The sequence below is a fragment of the Pseudarthrobacter sp. L1SW genome, from assembly GCF_020809045.1.
Lineage (GTDB): Bacteria > Actinomycetota > Actinomycetes > Actinomycetales > Micrococcaceae > Arthrobacter.
On the sequence record NZ_CP078079.1, the window covers coordinates 2,718,623 to 2,737,834 of the forward strand.

Annotated in this window: 20 protein-coding genes and 1 riboswitch; of the genes, 11 read left to right on the forward strand and 9 right to left on the reverse strand. The window is 66.9% G+C overall.

All coding sequences use genetic code 11. The annotated features are described in order from the left end of the window. Positions 1 to 80: 80 nt before the first annotated feature. Positions 81 to 1,280, reverse strand: coding sequence for a molybdopterin-synthase adenylyltransferase MoeB (moeB, locus tag KTR40_RS12470; RefSeq protein ID WP_139029800.1), 1,200 nt, complete (start codon positions 1,278 to 1,280; stop codon positions 81 to 83). An 83-nt stretch (positions 1,281 to 1,363) separates the two neighbouring features. Between moeB and KTR40_RS12475 the strand changes: the two genes are divergently transcribed. From KTR40_RS12475 to KTR40_RS12485, 3 genes are all read left to right on the forward strand, one after another. Further along, positions 1,364 to 2,029, forward strand: a complete 666-nt coding sequence (locus KTR40_RS12475; protein WP_104998498.1) for a TetR/AcrR family transcriptional regulator — start codon at positions 1,364 to 1,366, stop codon at positions 2,027 to 2,029. A gap of 89 nt (positions 2,030 to 2,118) precedes the next feature. Further along, the gene (locus KTR40_RS12480; RefSeq protein ID WP_041652937.1) at positions 2,119 to 2,343 is read left to right on the forward strand and encodes a DUF3107 domain-containing protein; all 225 of its coding nucleotides are present in this window, start codon (positions 2,119 to 2,121) and stop codon (positions 2,341 to 2,343) included. Positions 2,344 to 2,394: 51 nt separating this feature from the next. Further along, positions 2,395 to 2,697, forward strand: coding sequence for a hypothetical protein (locus tag KTR40_RS12485; protein WP_228403939.1), 303 nt, complete (start codon positions 2,395 to 2,397; stop codon positions 2,695 to 2,697). A 92-nt stretch (positions 2,698 to 2,789) separates the two neighbouring features. Here the strand turns inward: KTR40_RS12485 and KTR40_RS12490 are convergent, their stop codons facing one another. From KTR40_RS12490 to KTR40_RS12500, 3 genes are all read right to left on the reverse strand, one after another. Continuing rightward, a complete protein-coding gene (locus KTR40_RS12490) occupies positions 2,790 to 3,605 on the reverse strand; it encodes a thiazole synthase (protein ID WP_228403940.1) in 816 nt (271 codons plus the stop codon). Between the two features lie 5 nt (positions 3,606 to 3,610). Beyond that, positions 3,611 to 3,847: a sulfur carrier protein ThiS gene (thiS, locus tag KTR40_RS12495; protein WP_139029803.1), complete on the reverse strand. Its 237-nt coding sequence runs from the start codon at positions 3,845 to 3,847 to the stop codon at positions 3,611 to 3,613. Further along, complete coding sequence (locus KTR40_RS12500; protein ID WP_228403941.1) at positions 3,844 to 5,196, reverse strand: FAD-dependent oxidoreductase; 1,353 nt, start codon at positions 5,194 to 5,196, stop codon at positions 3,844 to 3,846. The genes thiS and KTR40_RS12500 overlap by 4 nt, the downstream gene beginning before the upstream one ends. Beyond that, positions 5,191 to 5,308: riboswitch (TPP riboswitch) on the reverse strand. It overlaps the preceding gene by 6 nt. A gap of 27 nt (positions 5,309 to 5,335) precedes the next feature. Between KTR40_RS12500 and thiE the strand changes: the two genes are divergently transcribed. The 4 genes from thiE (at position 5,336) to KTR40_RS12520 (ending at position 10,593) form a co-directional block, all read left to right on the forward strand. Next, positions 5,336 to 6,091: a thiamine phosphate synthase gene (gene thiE, locus KTR40_RS12505; protein ID WP_139029805.1), complete on the forward strand. Its 756-nt coding sequence runs from the start codon at positions 5,336 to 5,338 to the stop codon at positions 6,089 to 6,091. A gap of 76 nt (positions 6,092 to 6,167) precedes the next feature. After that, positions 6,168 to 7,703: an RNB domain-containing ribonuclease gene (locus KTR40_RS12510; protein WP_139029806.1), complete on the forward strand. Its 1,536-nt coding sequence runs from the start codon at positions 6,168 to 6,170 to the stop codon at positions 7,701 to 7,703. Between the two features lie 305 nt (positions 7,704 to 8,008). Further along, positions 8,009 to 9,712 carry a DEAD/DEAH box helicase gene (locus KTR40_RS12515; protein WP_228403942.1) on the forward strand — a complete coding sequence of 568 codons (1,704 nt, stop codon included), beginning with the start codon at positions 8,009 to 8,011 and terminating at the stop codon, positions 9,710 to 9,712. 8 nt (positions 9,713 to 9,720) lie between these two features. After that, entirely contained in the window at positions 9,721 to 10,593 is an 873-nt protein-coding gene (locus KTR40_RS12520) for a site-specific DNA-methyltransferase (protein WP_139029808.1), read from the forward strand. Between the two features lie 70 nt (positions 10,594 to 10,663). Here KTR40_RS12520 and KTR40_RS12525 read toward each other — a convergent pair whose 3' ends face one another. Then, complete coding sequence (locus tag KTR40_RS12525; RefSeq protein ID WP_228403943.1) at positions 10,664 to 11,047, reverse strand: hypothetical protein; 384 nt, start codon at positions 11,045 to 11,047, stop codon at positions 10,664 to 10,666. Positions 11,048 to 11,148: 101 nt separating this feature from the next. Beyond that, positions 11,149 to 12,003: a PHP domain-containing protein gene (locus tag KTR40_RS12530; RefSeq protein ID WP_139029809.1), complete on the reverse strand. Its 855-nt coding sequence runs from the start codon at positions 12,001 to 12,003 to the stop codon at positions 11,149 to 11,151. A 139-nt stretch (positions 12,004 to 12,142) separates the two neighbouring features. Between KTR40_RS12530 and KTR40_RS12535 the strand changes: the two genes are divergently transcribed. Continuing rightward, positions 12,143 to 13,729, forward strand: a complete 1,587-nt coding sequence (locus tag KTR40_RS12535; RefSeq protein WP_139029810.1) for an aminopeptidase P family protein — start codon at positions 12,143 to 12,145, stop codon at positions 13,727 to 13,729. A 79-nt stretch (positions 13,730 to 13,808) separates the two neighbouring features. Here KTR40_RS12535 and KTR40_RS12540 read toward each other — a convergent pair whose 3' ends face one another. Continuing rightward, a complete protein-coding gene (locus KTR40_RS12540) occupies positions 13,809 to 14,708 on the reverse strand; it encodes a general stress protein (RefSeq protein WP_228403944.1) in 900 nt (299 codons plus the stop codon). Positions 14,709 to 14,785: 77 nt separating this feature from the next. Here KTR40_RS12540 and KTR40_RS12545 point away from each other — a divergent pair, with 77 nt between their 5' ends. The 3 genes from KTR40_RS12545 to KTR40_RS12555 are packed head-to-tail and all read left to right on the forward strand — an operon-like array spanning position 14,786 to position 17,893. Next, complete coding sequence (locus KTR40_RS12545; protein WP_066277496.1) at positions 14,786 to 16,069, forward strand: magnesium transporter MgtE N-terminal domain-containing protein; 1,284 nt, start codon at positions 14,786 to 14,788, stop codon at positions 16,067 to 16,069. A gap of 31 nt (positions 16,070 to 16,100) precedes the next feature. Next, a complete protein-coding gene (locus KTR40_RS12550) occupies positions 16,101 to 16,751 on the forward strand; it encodes a DUF1003 domain-containing protein (protein ID WP_171059045.1) in 651 nt (216 codons plus the stop codon). Continuing rightward, positions 16,751 to 17,893 carry an Mrp/NBP35 family ATP-binding protein gene (locus KTR40_RS12555; RefSeq protein WP_228403945.1) on the forward strand — a complete coding sequence of 381 codons (1,143 nt, stop codon included), beginning with the start codon at positions 16,751 to 16,753 and terminating at the stop codon, positions 17,891 to 17,893. The genes KTR40_RS12550 and KTR40_RS12555 overlap by 1 nt, the downstream gene beginning before the upstream one ends. A gap of 7 nt (positions 17,894 to 17,900) precedes the next feature. On the opposite strand, the gene KTR40_RS12560 is transcribed toward KTR40_RS12555, so the two are convergent. Further along, on the reverse strand, positions 17,901 to 18,308 hold the full coding sequence (locus KTR40_RS12560) for a Sec-independent protein translocase TatB (RefSeq protein ID WP_228403946.1): 408 nt from the start codon (positions 18,306 to 18,308) through the stop codon (positions 17,901 to 17,903). Positions 18,309 to 18,377: 69 nt separating this feature from the next. Beyond that, positions 18,378 to 19,190, reverse strand: coding sequence for an anti-sigma factor (locus KTR40_RS12565; RefSeq protein ID WP_139029815.1), 813 nt, complete (start codon positions 19,188 to 19,190; stop codon positions 18,378 to 18,380). Positions 19,191 to 19,212: the final 22 nt, after the last annotated feature.

The following is a 19,212-nucleotide window of genomic DNA, read 5'->3' on the forward strand; positions in this document are numbered from 1 at the left end:
AGGGTCGATCAAAACGGCACGTTAAGTGAGAGAGCGTCCATAAAAACGGCACGTTAAGTGAGAGAGGGTTGCGGGGCGGGTCAGTAGACGGGCTTGTGGGGTTCCACCTCGCGCACCCAGGCGAGGATGCCGCCGTCGAGATGACTCACCCGCTGGTAGCCCGCTTTTTGCGCCGCGGCGAGCACGTTGGCCGAACGCGTCCCGGCCTTGCAGTGGAACACAATGTCCCTGTCCTGCGGGAGCTCATTCCACGCCTCGCCGGCAAGGATGCGCCCCTGCGGAATCAGCCTTGCCCCGTCGATCCGGACGATGTCGTACTCCCCCGACTCCCGGACATCCACCAGCTCGAAGTCCTTCAGCCCCGCTTTGCGCGAGGCGAGCATGGTGGCCAACTGGGTTGCCGTAACCGTGTGTTCCGTGTCGGACGGGGCCGCCGGGGTGATGCCGCAGAACGCCTCGTAGTCCGTGAGTTCCGTGATGGGCGCGGCTGCGGGGTCTTTCGAAACACGGATCTCGCGCCAGCTTCCGCCCAAGGCATCAAACAGTGCCACGCGGCCCAGCAGGGAACGCCCGACGCCGGTAATCAGCTTGACTGCCTCCGTCACCATCAGGGATCCAACGGCGGCGCACAGCATGCCGAACACGCCGCCCTCGCCGCACGAGGGCACCGAGCCTGCCGGCGGCGCCTCAGGGTAGAGGTCCCGGTAGGTGGGCCCGTGCTTCTCCCAGAAGACACTCACCTGGCCGTCGAACCGGAAGATGGAACCCCAGACATATGGTTTGCCCAGGATCGCGGCGGCGTCGTTCACCAGGTAGCGGGTGGCGAAGTTGTCCGCGCCGTCGAGGATCAGGTCGTAATCGGCGAACAGCTCCAGGGCGTTGGACGCGTCCAGCCGGACGTTGTGCAGCCGGACGTCCACCAGCGGGTTGAGGGCGGCGATGGCGTCGCGGGCGGACTCGATCTTGGGGCGGCCGACGTCCGCCACGCCGTGGATAACCTGGCGCTGGAGGTTGCTGAGGTCCACGGCGTCGTCGTCGATAATTCCCAGCGTGCCCACGCCGGCCGCGGCGAGGTAGAGGAGCGCCGGGGAGCCGAGGCCGCCGGCTCCGATGACCAGGACTTTCGCATTCTTGAGCCGCCGCTGACCGAGGGTGCCGATCTCGGGGATTATGAGGTGCCGCGAGTAGCGCTCCACCTCGGCAGGGGTGAGGTCTGCGGCCGGTTCCACCAGCGGATCCAATGCCACAGGTGAAACATTTGCGGTGAATGTCGAAGCCATACTTCAATGTATCCCCCGGATACTGCCCGGTCATATTACCCCGCAGTAAAGTGGAAGTAACTGCAACGGAAAGTAGGACAACTGTGGTCCATGAAGCACGGGCTGACCGCCCGTCAGCCGCCGAACCGCAAACTCCCCCGCGTCCCGCAGGGCAGCGGTCCGCCCGGCTTCCGCGTGACGAGCGGCGCGCGCAGCTCCTCAACGCGGCCCAGGAAGTCTTCGTGGCCAACGGCTACCACGGTGCGGCCATGGACGAGATCGCCGAGACCGCGCACGTCAGCAAGCCCGTCCTTTACCAGCACTTTCCCTCCAAACGCGAGCTGTACCTCGCCCTGCTGGAAAGCCACCTGGCATCGCTCACCGAGCTGATGCTGGGCGCGCTGAACTCCACCACCGACAACGACGAACGTGTGCAGGCCGTCATGCGCGCCTACTTCCAGTTCATCGCCAGCGACGACCAGGCCCACCGGCTGGTGTTCGAGTCAGACCTGATCAACGATCCCGACGTCAGTTCACGGCTGGAGACGTTCAACAGGACCTTTGCCGATGCCATCGCCCGCGTCATCGCCGAGGACACCAAGCTCCCCCATCTCGAGGCGCAGCTGCTGGGCCGGGGGCTGGCCGGAATGGCGCAGGTCAGCGCCAGGTACTGGCTTGAAACGGACGGCAACCTGGACATCAATGTGGCCAGTGACCTCATCTACCGTTTAGCTTGGCGCGGAATCTCTCGCTTCCCCAAAGAGTCCTAGACTACAAATAAGACAACACCTCGTAGGGAAAACGCGTTGAGAAAAACCGTAGAGAAGCACGAGAAACTTTGACTGGCTGGGAGGCCCCTGTGGAGATTAAAATCGGCGTTCAGAATGTTGCCCGCGAAATCGTGCTCGAATCAACCGAGGACGCGGATTCTGTGGCCAAGGTCGTGGGGGAAGCCATCACCACGGGCAGCGAACTTCGCCTGAAGGACGAAAAGGGACGCCTGATCATTGTTCCCGGAAACGCTCTCGGCTATGTGGAGATCGGTGCGGAAGAGGCGCGGCGCGTAGGTTTCGGCCAGTTCTAGCGCCGGCCGAAGAATCCGGCTGAAGAACCCGTCCGTAGCCCAAGGAGACCCATGCTTTCGCTGACCATCGTTGTACTGGCTGCCGCCGCGGCAGGCTTCGTCGTCTGGGCAAACGACAAGCGGCACGCCAAGTATGGCGCAGGCCTGCCCGCGGGGGTTGCCGTGGGAGTGGCGGCTGTGAGCTGGATTGTCCTGATGGCGGCCGGTTTCGGCTACCTGCCAGGGCTGACCTGGCTGCCGTGGGTCCTGCCCATTGTGCTGGGCGCCGGGGCCGCAGCGGGGGTGGCCGTGTACCTTGGCCGCACACGTTCACGCCGGGATGCCGAAAGGCTGACCGCAATCCTCCGCGCGTAGGGCCCGCGCAAGGCAGCCGGCAGCAGCTTAGGCAGCGGTGGCCGCTCCCCGTAAGGGGTAGCGGCCACCGCTGTTTTGTTTTCAGCCAACTGTCAGAGGAACTCGGCCCGGCCTTCCATGGCGGAGGATGCCAGCGCGTGTTCGCGGCGGGGTATGCGGCCGGCCGCCCTGGCAAGCCTGCCGGCCACGACGGCGTGCTTGAAGGCAGCGCCCATCATGGCCGGGTTCTGCGCCCGGGTCACCGCCGTGGCCAGGAGCACGGCATCACATCCCAGCTCCATCGCGAGGGCGGCGTCGGACGCGGTGCCGATGCCCGCGTCCAGCACCACCGGAACCGAGGCCCGGGACACGATGAGCTCGATGTTGTGCGGGTTGAGGATGCCCAGCCCGGTGCCAATCGGCGAGCCGAGCGGCATCACCGCGGTGGCTCCCAGGTTCTCGAGCCGAAGCGCCAGGACGGGATCGTCATTGGTATACGCGAAAACCTTAAAGCCCCGGTTGACCAGCTGTTCAGTGGCATCCACGAGTTCCACGGCATCCGGCAGGAGGGTGTGTTCGTCAGCGATGACTTCGAGCTTCACCCAGTCGGTTTCCAGGGCCTCCCGGGCGAGCTCCGCGGTGAGGACAGCTTCCCGGGCAGTGAAGCACCCCGCCGTGTTGGGCAGGACCCTGATGCCGTGGTCCAGGAGCAGCTGGAAGAGGGAGCCAGCCTCCTGGGGTGAATAGCGCCGCATGGCCACCGTGGTGAGGGAGGTGCCGGAGGCCAGGAGCGCGGCGCCAAGGCCGTCGAGGCTGGGCGCGCCGCCGGTGCCCATGATGAGCCGGGACGCCAGCGCGACGCCGTCGATCACCAGGGGGTCAAGAAGGTACGCCGGGGTGCCAGTAGGGGTGGTGCGGGTTTCCGTCATGCTGGTCAGCCTCCCTGTACTGCCGTGACAAGTTCGACGTCGTCACCCTCGGTGAGTGCCGTGGCGAACCACTGGCTCCGGGGCACCACCTGGGCGTTGCGCGCCACGGCGACGCCCAGTTTCCGGCCGTCGGTGGCATGGCCGTCCGCTGCCAGTGCGCGGCCGGTGACCTCGCTGACGAGCGTGGTGATGGACGCGCCGTCAGCCACTGTGTGTCCTGCTCCGTTCAGGGTGATGTTCATGCTGTCTCCTTGCGGTTGGATGGGGTGGCCGCTTCGGCAGGCCGGAGGGCGCCGCCGGAAAAGCGGCCAGGATTGAAGGGGGCCCAGCGGGGGTCCTCCCTGCCGTCCAGCAGGTCCCGGCAGATCACGGCCGCTGCCGGGGTCAGGAGGACACCGTGGCGGAAGAATCCGGTGGCGACGATGAGCCCTTCCACGTGGCCTGGCCCTGCAGGGCCGTCCGCTGCACCACTGGAGTACCGGGCCGCCGCACCGGGCACGGGGACCCGCCCGAGCAGCGGGGCGTTGTCAGGAGTGCCCGGCCGGGCCCGGGCCGTACACTCCAGCAACTCAAGTTCGGCAACCGCAGGCACCAGGACCTGGGCATCGCGGAGCAGTTGGTAGACGCCGCCAGCAGACACTGCGCTGGTCCCGCTGTCCTGCCCCAGGGCGTCCTCACGCTGCGTAGCCCCGATCACCACCGTGCCGTCCTGCCGAGGGACGATGTATACAGGAATCCCGCGGACCAGTCCGCGGATGGTGGCCGTCAGCAAGGGCTGGAGGTGGGCGGGGACGGCGAGCCGGAGGATGTCCCCGTGGACCGGCCGCAGCGGCAGGTGCAGGTTTTCCGGCAGCCCGGTGAGGGCCGCGGCGTGCAGTCCGTTGGCCACCACGGTCTCCCTGGCCACCACCGTTCCCCCGCTCTCCAGCATGACCCCGGCAACGGCTCCGTCCTCCCAGAGAAGGCCGGCTGCGCGGTCCGGCACGGCGAAGCCATCCGTGGCTCCGGCCACGAAGCTTCCGCCGCTCCCGGCTCCGCGGGCGTGCCGGGCCAGGACACGGCGGAGGCAGGCCACCAGCAGCCTTGGATCCACCTGGTGGTCCCCAGGCGTATCCAGCGCCGAGGCAATGCCCGGGTTCAACAATGGCTCCCGGCGCCGGGCTTCACGGATGGTGAGGGGCTCAACCGTCAGCCCGTTGGCCTGCTGCACCCCGCGCAGATCCAGCAGGGCCTGCCTGTCGGCGGCGTCGGCACCTACGGCGAGGGTCGGCGTCGTAAGATACCCGGGATCCGACCCGGCAGCCGCCGTGAGGTCCGCCGCAAATCCCGGCCAGCGCCCGGAGGCTTCAAGCATGAGTTCCAGGAGGTCCTCCTCCTGGTAGTGCAGCTCGCTCACCGGGGCAAGCATCCCTGCAGCCGCCCAGCTGGCACCGGAGCCGGGGGCGTCATCGATGACCACCACTGAACGTCCGGACCGCCTTGCCTCCCAGGCGATGCCGTGGCCGATGACTCCCCCACCGATGACCGCAACGTCGGCCTTCACTGCGGAGCCGGGCCCACGCCGGTACGGCGCTTCGGGCGCATTGGCCATGGTTGTCTCCTTCCCTACGCCGGTACTAGCCGGATCAGGTCAAGCGGTCGGCTCTAACGCCCTCTCAGCCCGGCGCTTTGTGACAGCTGCCGCGGCTCCCGCAGTACGAGGCCAGTGTAGAGGAACTAGGCTGGCACCCATGAATGTGTCCCACCCCCCTGCCGCTGCATCCCCGATCCCAGGCACCGACGCCTTTGTCAACGCCGAAGGCAGTTCCGGGGTGCAGTCCGCGCGCCTCTACCTCTGCACGGACGCGCGCCGGGAACAGGGCGATTTCGGGCAGTTCGTCGATGCCGCCTTCCAGGGCGGGGTGGACATCATCCAGCTGCGGGACAAGTCCATCGAAGCGGCCGAGGAGCTTGAGCTCCTGGCCGTCCTCAAGGAATCGGCGGTGCGGCACGGCCGGCTATGGGCGGTGAATGACAGGGCGGACATCGCAGTGCTGTCCGGAGCCCCGGTGTTCCACATCGGCCAAAAGGACCTGCCCCTCAAGGCGGCGCGGACACTGTTGAACGGCAATGCGGCCATCGGCCTGTCCAGCCACAGCCCGGAGCAGGTGGACGCCGCCCTGGCGGCCGCCGCCGGCCCCTCGGCACTGGACTACTTCTGCGTGGGGCCGCTCTGGGCAACGCCCACCAAGCCCGGCCGGGCCGCCGTCGGGCTGGACCTGGTGAGGTACGCCGCCGCAGCTGTTGCGGGGGCGGAAGGGCAGGAGGACAAGCCCGACGGCGGGGTGCCCTGGTTCGCGATCGGCGGCATCGACCACTCCAACGTCGGAGAGGTGGTGGAAGCGGGTGCACGCCGGATCGTGGTGGTCCGGGCCATCACGGAGGCTGACGATCCGGCTGCGGCCGCCGCTTCCCTCCTGGCCGCGCTGGACGCCGCCCGCCCCTAACCCGGCTCCGGAACTGCCCTGCCTCACCGGGCCCCTTCCGTGCATTATTGGCGAAATTCGGGCTACGCTGATTTTCGTGTCACATCATCGGTTGGCCCCCAATGTCCACGAGCACACCAACGCCCTCGAAGCGGCGCTGGGTGCACTCCGGAGTGAGCTTGAGCTGCCGGGCGCCTACCCTGATGATGCCGTGAAGGACGCCGAGGCGGCGGTGGCCGCATTGCGGCTGCCCTCCCATGACCTGACGTCCGTTGAATTCATCACCATCGATCCGGCGTCGTCCACCGACCTCGACCAGGCGCTGTTCATCGAGCGGGACGGCAGCGGCTACCACGTTCTCTACGCCATAGCCGACGTGCCGGCATTTGTTGCCCCGGGGGGTCCGCTGGATGTTGAGACTCGGCGCCGGGGGCAGACTTTTTACACACCGGACGGCCGCATCCCGCTGCATCCGGAAATCATCAGCGAGGGGGCGGGAAGCCTCCTGCCGGGCCAGGTCTGTTCCGCGTTTGTGTGGGACTTCCGCCTTGACGGCAACGCGGAGGTCACTGCCGTGGCGGTGCAGCGCGCCCGAATGCGCAGCCGCGCCAAGCTCAGCTACAAGGGCGCCCAGGCGGAACTCGACGCCGGCAGCCCCTCCCCTGTCTTGCTCCTCCTTAAGGAGGTTGGGCTCAAGCGGGTGGAGCTGGAGCGCGCCCGGGAGGGTGCCAGCCTGAACATGCCGGACCAGGAGATCGTCCAGCTTCCCGACGGCGGCTACCGGATTGCCGCCGCCCCGCAGCTGCCGGTGGAGGACTGGAACGCCCAGATATCGCTCATGACCGGTATGGCCGCCGCCCAGATGATGCTGGCCGGGAAAGTGGGTATCCTGCGCACCATGCCGGCCCCGGACGAGCGTTCCCTGAATCATTTCCGGCTGCAGACAGAGGCGCTCGGCAAGCCCTGGGATGGCGAAGTCAGCTACGGCGAATACCTCCGCAGCCTCGATCCCACCCATCCAGGCCAGCTCGCGATCCTCCACTCCGCAGGGATGCTCTTCCGCGGTGCGGCCTATACGGCCTTTGACGGGACCGTCCCGGATGACGCCGTGCAGTCCGCAATCGGCGCTGCGTATGCCCACACCACCGCCCCGCTCCGCCGCCTGGTGGACCGGTTCGTGCTGGTCACGTGCGAGGCCCTGAGCAACGGCGGTGAGGTGCCCGCATGGGTGCGGGATGCCCTGCCGTCGCTTCCCGAAATCATGGCCGGTTCGGACCAGCTGGCATCCCGGATGGAGCGAATGGCGCTGGACACGGTGGAGGCGGCGCTGCTGATCAACCACATCGGACAGGAGTTCGACGCGATCGTGATTTCCGCGTCGAAGCCCCAGAAGGAGAACGGGAACGGCGCTGCGGGCGGCGACGGCAACGGCAGGGCCAGGAATGGCACTGCCAAGAACGGCAACGGAAAGAACGGCAACGGGGGCTCCGGGATCATCCAGATCGCCGAACCCGCAGTGACGGCGCGCTGCGCCGGTGAACTGGAGGCCGGCACCAAGGTCCGGGTCCGCCTCATTTCCTCAGACATTGCCACGCGGGAAGTGCATTTCGAACTGGTGCCGAGGGTGCCCTGAGCCGGGATCGTTTTGTGGCACCACCAACCGACGGGCGGACGAGAGCCGGATTTCCGCGCCCTTGCGGCTAGACTGAAGAAGTAGAAATGGATGCCCGGTCGTTGATTTCCTTGATTTGAAACCAACAAGCCCGCCCCTACGCGATCTTGAGAACCACCCGCTGGTCACCAGTGCCAGCATTTAGATAGCCCGCGATCGGCTTCCACTGGAATTGCTTGTGCGCCTGAGCGTGCTCCGGAACAGCCTTATGGCAGGCCCGTTGAGCAGGCAGCGCACATTGCCCAAATGAATAAGGAAACTCCCCAGTGAGTGAATTGCACACCCACCAGCTTCTGACCGACGATTCCGGCACCGAAACCCTTGAGCCGGAAGAAACCATCATCTCGGACGAGAAGCCGCACGAGATCGCGGAAAAATCGTTCGCGGACTACAACGTGCGCGCCGACATCGTGGAATCCCTGGCCGACGCCGGGATCACCCATCCCTTCCCCATCCAGGCCATGACCCTTCCGGTGGCGCTGTCCGGCCATGACATCATCGGCCAGGCCAAGACCGGCACCGGCAAGACCCTCGGTTTCGGCATCCCTGCACTGCAGCGGGTCGTGGGCCAGGACGACCCCGGCTACGAGAAACTTGCCGTCCCGGGCGCACCGCAGGCCCTGGTCATCGTCCCCACCCGCGAACTCGCGGTGCAGGTGGCCAATGACCTCCAGACTGCATCCCGCAAGCGCAACGCCCGGATTGCCACCATCTACGGCGGCCGCGCCTACGAGCCCCAGGTGGAGGCCCTGAAGAACGGCGTGGAGGTTGTGGTGGGAACCCCCGGGCGCCTCATCGACCTCTACAAGCAGAAGCACCTTAGCCTCAAGAACGTGAAGATCGTCATCCTGGACGAGGCTGACGAGATGCTTGACCTCGGCTTCCTGCCCGACGTCGAAACCCTGATCGCGGCTACCCCGGCAGTTCGCCAGACCCTGCTGTTCTCCGCCACCATGCCCGGCCCTGTCATTGCCATGGCCCGCCGCTACATGACGCAGCCCACCCACATCCGTGCTGCGGATCCGGATGATGAAGGGCTCACCAAGCGCGACATCCGCCAGCTCATCTACCGTGCGCACAGCATGGACAAGATCGAGGTTGTTGCCCGGATCCTGCAGTCCAAGGGCCGGGGCCGGACCATCATCTTCACCAAGACCAAGCGCACCGCCGCCAAGGTGGCCGAGGAACTGGTGGACCGCGGCTTTGCTGCCGCTGCCATCCACGGCGACCTGGGACAGGGCGCCCGCGAGCAGGCGCTGCGTGCGTTCCGCAACAACAAGGTGGACGTCCTGGTGGCAACGGACGTGGCCGCCCGCGGCATCGACGTCGAGGACGTCACCCACGTCATCAACTACCAGTGCGTCGAGGATGAAAAGATCTACCTGCACCGCGTAGGACGTACCGGCCGCGCCGGCAACAAGGGCACCGCCGTCACCTTCGTGGACTGGGACGACATGCCGCGCTGGGCACTGATCAACAAAGCCCTGGGCCTGAGCGTGCCGGAACCTGTTGAAACCTACTCTTCTTCCCCGCACCTCTATGAGGACCTCGACATTCCCGAAGGTACCAAGGGCCGGCTTCCGCGCGACAAGCGCACGCTGGCCGGCGTTGACGCCGAGGTGCTGGAGGATCTGGGCGAAACCGGAAAGAAGAACACCCGCGGCGGCCGCGACGCCGGCAGCTCCCGAGACCGCTCCCGCGACCGTGACGGCCGCGAGCGTGACAGCCGGGAACGCGGCGGCAGGCGCGAAGGCGGCCGCAGCGGTGACTCTGCCGCCCGCTCAGGTGAGCGCCGCCGTCGTACGTCCGAGCCCGCTGCAGCCTCCGCTCCTGCCGGTGATGCCAACACCTCTGCAAGCGACGCAGAGCAGCCCTCCCGTACCCGCCGCCCCCGCACCCGCACCCGCCGCCGCAACGGCGAGGTAGTGGGCAGCGACAACGCGGGGCAGCCCGGCAGCGCTGAGGCCTAAACCCCTTTATGACTGACACTGTCTGGGCGCCGGACGGCAGCAGCCTGGTGGTCCACGCGGACAACGCGGATTTCCTCCCCTCGCTGCCGGACGGCGCCTTCACACTGATCTACGTGGATCCACCGTTCAACACGGGCCGGGCCCAAAGCCGCCAGCAGACCACCATGGTGGCCAACGCGGACGGCGCCGGTGACCGCGTCGGCTTCAAGGGACGCTCCTACGACACCATCAAGGGGGCCCTCCACCGCTACGACGACGCGTTCAGCGATTACTGGTCCTTCCTGGAACCCCGGCTCGTCGAAGCGTGGCGCCTGCTGGCGGAGGACGGCACCCTGTACCTGCACCTGGACTACCGGGAAGTGCACTACGCGAAGGTGATGCTGGACGCGATCTTCGGCCGGGAGTGCTTCCTCAACGAGATCATTTGGGCCTACGACTACGGCGCCCGTGCGAAGAACCGCTGGCCCACCAAGCACGACAACATCCTGGTGTACGTGAAGAACCCGGCCAAGTACCACTTCGACAGCGCCGAGGTGGACCGTGAGCCGTATATGGCACCGGGCCTTGTGACGCCAGCCAAGCGCGAACTGGGGAAGCTACCCACAGACGTCTGGTGGCACACCATCGTCTCGCCCACCGGCAAGGAGAAAACCGGTTACCCGACGCAGAAGCCTGAAGGCCTGGTCCGCCGGGTGGTCGCGGCCTCAAGCCGGCCCGGCGACTGGTGCCTGGACTTCTTCGCCGGCTCCGGAACGCTCGGGGCGGTGGCGGCCAAGATGGACCGGAAGTTCGTGTGCGTGGACCAGAACCAGCCAGCCATCGACATCATGGCCAGGCGCCTGGGTGCCCACGCGGAGGTCACCGCGTTCCCGCCCAACTAGGTAGCGCTAAGTGTCGTTTTGAGCCCGCAAAACGACACTTGGCGCGACTTACTTCCTCACTTGGGTTGCTTTACGGGCACCCCTCCATCAACTGGATCCCGTGGTCCGTCTGCCGGCTCACGAGCACTGACCCTTGGGCATCGCAGATGGCATTGACCAGCAGGGCATGCCCGTCGCCGTTCTGGTAGTTGCCCTTCTCGCCGGGCAGGCCGAAGTCCTGGACCGTTCCTGGCGGGACGAAGGCCCACACTTCGGGAGCACCCGGGAAGACACTGGGAAGCCAACCCCAGTTCCCGTTCAGGATGGGCCCGTCAGTACAGGTTGAGCCGCAGGCGGCGGGCGGCCTGCTGACGTTGATACAGTCAAGCGCGTTGGCTGCTGTGGGAACAAACAAGAAGGCTGTAGCAAGGCCGGCCGCAGCAAGGGACTTTTTCAGCATCGATCTCTCCGTCATCAGTTGGCAGTGACTCAACGAGACCTGGACCGGCTGGCGCCGCTCCCCCAGTACGCGCAAGGTTACTCCGCCCTGCCCGCTAGTCAATGCGCGGCAGCAAGCTAGTCCCGCCCGCGCACCACACTGCTCCCTGTCCCCAGGTCCTCGATCCTCGCCAGGACGTCCGGCGACGTGAGGTTTTCCCCCAGCAGGTTGGGCTTGCCCGTGCCGTGGTAGTCCGACGAGCCGGTGATCAGCAGGTCATGCTTGGCCGCAAGCCGCCGCAGGAACCCCCGTCCCTCCTCCGGGTTGTCCCGGTGGTCGACCTCCAGGCCCGCCAGGCCGGCGTCGATCATCTCCTGGTAGACGCGCTCCCCCACGATGCGTCCGCGGGAGGACGCCACGGGGTGGGCGAAGACCGGGACGCCGCCGGCAGCGCGGACAAGTTCGACGGCGATGGCCGGCGCGGGTGCGTAGTGCTGGATGAAGTAGCGCGACCGCGAGGTGAGGATGGAGGCAAAAGCCTCCGACCGGTCCTCCACGACGCCGGCGGCCACGAGCGCGTCTGCGATGTGCGGCCGGCCGAGGGTAGCGCCGGGGGCCACATGGTGGATGACGTCATCCCAGGTGAGGGGGTAGTCCTCCGCCAGCAGGGTGACCATCCGCTCGGCACGCGTCTGCCGGGCATCCTTGGCCTTGGTGATTTCCTCAAGGAGTCCCGGATGCGTCGGATCGTGCAGGTAGCTCAGGAGGTGCACGCTGATGCCCTCCTCCGTCCGGCAGGAAACCTCCATCCCCGGTACCAGCGCAACACCGTATTCAACAGCCGCCTGGGAGGCTTCGTCCCAGCCGGCCGTGGAGTCATGGTCGGTCAGCGCTATCACGTCCAGGCCGGCGCGGGCAGCGGAGGCCATGACGTCTGCCGGTTTCTCGGTGCCGTCGGAAACATTGGAGTGGGCATGCAGGTCGATCCTCACCTGTCCAGAGTAGTTGACCCTGAGTTCACCCCGCGTATGCCCTGCCGCAACCCGCGCGACGGTACCCGCCCCGGCAGAACCGGCCCAGCCTGTGATCCGCCTGTTCGCGCAGCCGCTGAGCTGGTGAGACGATGGTGCCGTGAACGATGCCGAAAACACCCCGAACTCTGCTTCCCAGCCCCTGGACGAGCGCGTCAACAACCGCTCCCAGCGGCCCAGTTCCGACGCCTTCAAGGCCTTCATGGCCAGCAACTGGGCGCCCTCCCGCCAGGAACTCCCGGCGCGCGATGCCGTGGCCAGCTACGCCGCGACCCGGCGCAAGGCCATCTCCGGCCAGTTCAAAGGTGAACGCCTGGTTATCCCCGCAGGCCCCCTGAAGGTCCGCTCCAACGACTGCGACTACCGTTTCCGTCCCCACTCCGGTTTTGCGCACCTCACCGGGCTGGGCCTGGACCATGAGCCTGACGCGGTGCTGATCCTGGAGCCGGTGGAGGAAGGAAAGGGCGACGACGGCGGGCACCATCGTGCCACGCTGTACTTCCGGCCCTTGGCCGGGAGGGACACCGAGCAGTTCTACGCGGACTCCCGGGCGGGTGAATTCTGGATCGGCGCCCGCCCCACGCTCGCCGAGTTCGAGGCACGGCTTGGCCTTGCGACGGCACACATCGACCAGCTGGAAACAGCCGTCACCAAGGATGTGGGCGCCCCGGAGATCGGTGGCGTTTCCATCCGCCTGGTCCGGAAAGTGGACGAGAACATCGACGCACTGGTGGACACCGCGCGCTACAACACGGCAAAGGACCCGGAGAACCTGGATCTCGAAGTCCTCGATGCCCTCGACGAAAAGCTGAGTGAAGCCCTCTCCGAACTGCGCCTGCTCAAGGACAGCTGGGAAATTGAACAGATGAAGCTCGCCGTGGCCGCCACCGTTGAAGGTTTCGAGGAAGTGGTCAAGGTCCTGCCCCGCGCCCTCACGCATGCCCGCGGCGAGCGGGTGGTGGAAGGCGCGTTCTTCGCCCGCGCGCGTGAAGTGGGGAACGAGCTGGGGTATGACACCATCGCCGCCTCCGGCAACAACGCAACCGTGCTGCACTGGACCCGCAACACCGGGAAGATCCACGCCGGCGAACTCCTCCTGCTTGACGCGGGAGTCGAAGCAGATTCCCTGTACACGGCAGACATCACCCGCACCCTTCCCGCCAGTGGGGTGTTCAGCGACATCCAGCGCAAGGTGTACGAGGCAGTGCTGGATGCTGCCGACGCCGGCTTTGCCGCCGCGCAGCCCGGCGCCAAGTTCCGGGACATCCACACAGCGGCAACCACGGTACTGGCCGAGCGGCTCGCCGAGTGGGGCCTCCTCCCGGTCACGGTGAAGGAAGCCATCAGCCCTGAGGGCCAGCAGCACCGCCGGTGGATGCCGCACGGCACCAGCCACCACCTGGGGCTGGACGTCCATGACTGCGCGCAGGCCAAGCGTGAACTCTACCTGGACGGCATCCTCACAGAAGGCATGGTGTTCACCATCGAACCCGGCCTGTACTTCAAGGAAGAGGACCTGGCCATTCCGGAGGAATACCGCGGGATCGGCGTCCGGATCGAGGACGACATCCTGATGACGGCAAACGGGCCGGTCAACCTGAGTGCCGCCCTGCCGCGCAAGGCCGGGGACGTGGAGGACTGGATGTCCGGCATCTATCGTGAAGCCGAGGCACCCACAGAGTCCTAGCCAGACACAAAAAAGCGGGGCTGCCGGAAGGATACTTCCGGCAGCCCCGCTTTTGCCTTTGCCGCCAAGGCTGGCGGCCCTATTGCCGCGTCTCGCCCGGGTGTTGCTCTTTGTCTGCGCGTGGCTGCCCGTCTTCGGGCTGCCCGTGCTGGTCATTTTGGGGCTGCCCGGCGCGGGCAGCAGGTCCCTGCGGCAGGCGGACACCATATTGCGGCCGGCCGTCCGGCAGGTCAGGGTACCGGACTGCCCGCGCCGGAGCTGGCTGCTCCTGGGCAGCGGCGTCCTGCCGTGGTCCGGCAGCGGCGCCGTCACCGGGGTTCTCCTGGGCAGAGGACCCCGCGGACGACTGGCCGTAGGGGTCATTCCATCCCGAGGGGCGGGCGGGAGCCTGGCCCGGCTGCTGGTGGGGCTGGTACGGCTGGCTGTTGTAGTCGTGCTGGGTGTACGGTCCCCCGCCGGCGGCCGCATCGGAGCGGGTCATGGGCAGCTGCTGAAGGAGCCGGCGCGCCTCATGCGCCGCTTCCGGAGCCACCACCACGTCATAGCTGGTGGCCACCACCTGGCTGGTGGAGGTGAAGTCCCGCTTGCCCCGCTGCATCGCGTAGGTGACGATGCCAAAGAGCATGAAGAACGCCGCGCCCATCAGCACCGACGTGAGAATCGAAAAGTACCCCGGAGACGGCGCGAAGAAGGAGAGCATGACGCCCACGAACAGGCCGAACCACATGCCGCTCAGCGCTCCGGACAGGGCAACCCGGGGATAGCTCAGGCGTCCCGTTACGCGCTCCACCATCTTCAGCTCGTTGCCCACAATGGACACCATGTGCACCGGGAACTGCTGGTCCGCGAGGTAATCCACGGCCTTCTGGGCATCCAGGTAGGAGGAGTAGGAACCCACGGTGTCACCGGTGGGCACGGCCCGGGACTCGTCCATTCCGCCGGGCCCGCCGGCCTTGGGAGCACCAAATATGTTTGCCATACCCCCATTCTTGCCCATGAGCATGTGTGCTGCCTGTAAATTCAGCTAAAAGAGAGCAGACTCGGTAGCCTGTAGTGGTGAGCACAACTCCTACCCGCGTCTTCGTGGCGCGCCTTTTGGGCCTCGACGTCTTCGATCCGCTGGGCGACCGGCTGGGCCGGTTGCGCGATGTTGTTGTGCTGTCCCGTGGAACCCAAGGGGCCCCGCACGTGGTGGGCATCGTCGTCGAAGTTCCCGGCAAAAAGCGCGTGTTCGTGCCCATGACCCGGATCACCTCCATCGACCAAACGCAGATCATCTGCACCGGCCTGGTCAACCTCCGCCGCTTTGAACAGCGCGGCGCCGAGACCCTGGTGGTGGCCGAAATGTTCGACCGCCGCGTCACGCTCCGGGACGGCAGCGGTGACGCCACCATCGAAGACATTGCCATGGACCAGCACCGCTCCCGCGACTGGTTCGTCAGCAAGCTCTTTGTGCGCCGGGGCCATTCGCTTTCGCCGCTCAGCCGGCTGCGGCGCAACGAAACCCTGATCATCGACTGGGCCGACGCCCTGCAGGGACCCCGCACTGAACCGCAGGCCGCCACCCAGTTCGTGGCCAACCACGAGGACCTCAAACCTGCGGACTTCGCCGAAGCACTGCAGGAAATGAGCGACAAACGCCGCTTCGAAGTGGCCAGTGAACTGCAGGATGAGCGCCTGGCTGACGTCCTGCAGGAGCTTCCCGAGGACGACCAGGTGGAGATCCTGTCCGCCCTGGATGTCCAGCGCGCCGCCGACGTGCTGGAGGAAATGGACCCCGATGACGCCGCCGACCTCCTCGGCGAACTTCCCTCCGCCCAGGCGGAAGAGCTGCTCCAGCTGATGGAGCCGGAGGGGGCAGAAGACGTCCGGCGCCTGCTGGAGTACGACGAGGACACCGCCGGCGGCCTCATGACCCCGGTGCCGGTGATCCTGCCGCCCGAAGCCACCGTGGCCGAGGCCCTGGCGCACGTCCGGCGCGAGGAACTCTCCCCCGCGCTTGCCTCCTCCATTTTCATTGCCAGGCCTCCCTTGGAGACGCCGACCGGCCGCTTCCTGGGCGTGGTCCACATCCAGCAGCTGCTCAGGTTCCCGCCGTTCGAACCGCTCGGCAACCTGGTGGACAAGAACCTGGAGCCGTTGTCGGACCAGGCGCACATCAGCGAAGTGGCGCGGACCCTGGCCACCTACAACCTGAATTCCCTCCCCGTGGTCAATGACGCAGGCCGGCTTGTGGGGGCGGTGACTGTTGATGACGTTTTGGATCATCTGTTGCCGGATGACTGGCGCGCCCATGACGGCGAAGCCCCGATAAGAAGGCTTGGTGGCCGTATTGGCTGACAGCAGCGCCCCAAAGAACCCCACCCAGCGGATGCCGGCCAAGGCCGCGGCGAAGGGCAGCCTGGACACGCCGCTCAGCGGCCGCCAGCGGATGCTGCCCAAGCTGTCGCCCGATCCCGATGCCTTCGGCCACGCCACGGAAGGCTTCGCCCGCTTCATGGGCACGCCGCAGTTCCTGGTGTACATGACCGTCTTCGTGGTGATCTGGCTTGCCTGGAACACGTGGGCTCCCTTGGCCTGGCAGTTCGATTCCCGCGACCTCGGCTTCACACTTCTCACCCTGATGCTGTCCCTGCAGGCCTCCTACGCCGCGCCGCTGCTGCTGCTGGCCCAGAACCGCCAGGACGACCGCGACCGCGTCTCGCTCCAGCAGGACCGCCAGCGCGCCGAACGAAACCTGTCGGACACCGAGTACCTGACCCGGGAGCTCGCATCCCTGCGGATTGCGCTCCGCGAAGTTGCCACGCGCGACTACGTGCGCGCCGAGCTGCGCTCCCTCCTCGAAGACATGCTGGAAGCCCAGGAAGAGCTTCGGACCCATGACCCGGCCGGGCAGGGGCAGCACGAGTCCCCGCGTGACAAGGTGAGGGAAAAGCTGAAGGAACAGCGCGACCGGCAGCGGAATCCCCGCACCCAACAGATTCCCCGGGTTAAGCCCGGCCACTCCACCCAGGACCGTTAATGAACTCACCCCTCGCCAACTCCGCGTTGGCTGACGCAGTCGCGGCTGCCCTGGCCACGGTCATTGATCCCGAGCTCCGCCGCCCCATCACCGAACTGGGCATGGTTGAGTCGGTGGACATCTCCGACGACGGCAGGGTCCAGCTGGCTGTCCTGCTCACCATCGCCGGCTGCCCCCTGCGGGACACCATCACGGCCGACGCCACACAGGCCCTGCTGGCAGTTCCGGGAGTGTCCGCCGTCGGTGTTGAACTCAAGGTGATGACGCAGGAACAGCGCGATGCCCTCAAGGAGCTGCTCCGCGGTGCGGGCGGCCAGCGCGGCATTCCGTTCAACCAGCCGGATTCCCTGACCAAGGTCTACGCGGTGGCCAGCGGCAAGGGCGGCGTGGGAAAGTCTTCCGTCACCGTCAACCTGGCCTGCGCCCTCGCTGCGCAAGGGCTGCGGGTGGGCATCGTGGACGCGGACGTCTACGGCTTCTCCGTCCCTGCCCTGATGGGCATTACGCAGGCGCCCACCCGGGTGGATGACATGATCCTCCCCCCGGTCGCCTACGGCGTGAAGGTGATCTCCATCGGGATGTTCGTCAGCGGCAACCAGCCCGTGGCCTGGCGCGGCCCCATGCTCCACCGCGCCCTTGAGCAGTTCCTCACGGACGTGTACTTCGGGGACCTGGACGCCCTGTTCCTGGACCTGCCGCCCGGCACCGGTGACATTGCGATCTCGGTTGCCCAGCTGCTGCCGAAAGCCGAAATCCTGGTGGTCACCACCCCGCAGGCTGCCGCCGCCGACGTCGCGGAGCGGGCCGGTGCCATAGCCACGCAGACGGGCCAGAAAGTGGCGGGCGTCATCGAGAACATGTCTTACCTGGAATTGCCCGACGGCGGCAGGATGGAATTGTTTGGAAGCGGCGGCGGGTCAGTACTCGCCGAGCGGCTGACCGCGGCGGTAGGCGCGGACGTGCCGCTGCTGGGGCAGATTCCGCTTGATATCCGGCTGCGGGAAGGCGGCGATTCCGGGGTTCCGATTGTCCTCGGGCAGGCGGCTACGCCTGCTGCCGCGGCGCTGGCCGGCATCGCTGGCCAGCTGGCGGCGAAGCCGCGCGGCCTTGCGGGGATGAAGCTGGGGCTGCAGCCCCGATAGGGAGCGGCTACGTCGCCTCGGTGTCGAATGGTGCGGGCTCGCCCGGGGGCAAGGACTGGACCAGCCGTGCCGGCCGCTGCGGGGCCGCCTCCGCCGCCACGGCAGCTGCGCCGGAGACGGCGGCAACCGCAGCCGGGGCGCCGGCGCTTACGGGCTTGGAGTCGTCGTCCAGGAGCGCCTCTTTGATGATGCGCCGCGGATCGTACTGGCGGGGATCGTACTTCTTCCAGTCGACATCGTCGATGTCGATCCCCACTTCTTCCTTGATCTGCTCACGGGCACCGGACGCCATGCGCCGGACTTCCTTGACCAGGTTTGCCAGTTTCTGGGTGTATTCGGGCAGCCGCTGGGGACCGATCACCAGAACCCCAATGATCAGCAGAAGAAAGAACTCCGGGCCGTTGATTCCAAACACTTTAGGAAGATTACCCTCTCCGGGCTGCCACTGACGATTTCCGCCCGGGGGCCGGGGAAACTGCCCGTGCTATGGGGTGAATAAGGCAACGATCCGGTTAACTCCACGTTGCAGCCGGGTGCCGAGTGGTTCTTCCGCCGCTTTGACGGAGGCAGCCGGAGCACCTGCCTCAACGCCTTCCTCGGCCTGCTTCCCGAGCTGCTGCAGAATGGGCAGGGCGTCGTCAGCCTCTTCGGCGGGCAAGTCGGACTCGTAGAGGAACGTGTGGCCTGGCGTCCGGTAAGTTGCGGACCACGGAGAGGAGCTCCACACCTGCAGCTGGCCGCTCCCCGGGCTGGCCGCGTCCTGCTCCGCTTCCTGTCCCGTACTGCCCCCGGCACCGGGCTGCAGCACTATCCGTTGTTCGGTCACGGTTGCTTGGTTGGTTCCGTCGGTGAGCCGGAGCTCCACGGCCGGCTGGCCATTGAGCACGGTGGCCCTCGCCGATTGAAGCCGGAAGCCCATGGCTTCAAGCTCCGGGCAGGCCCAGCCTTCCGAACGCAGCTCGGTGAGCTGCTCCCCCGTAAGCTGCCTGCCATCCGCCGGTGTCCGGGACGAGGCGTGGGAGAGGGCTGCCTGGTTTCCTGTGGCGTCCCCCGGCACGGGGTCTCCTGCGGCGGCAAACGCACCGGCGGCCAGCACACCGGCAGCTGCCATGCTGCCGCCGGCGGCGAGGGCCAGGACACGGACGGCACCGCGGGGAGCGGCTGGCCGGTGTCCGTCCGCAGGCTGCATGGCGGCAAGCTCCTGTGTCCTGGCAAGCAGGCGGGCGGTCAGGTCATCACTGGCGGGAGGGACGGGAGCATCACGCAGCCGCTCCAGGTACTGGCGTTCGCGCCGCACGGCTGAAGAGCATTCGTGGCAG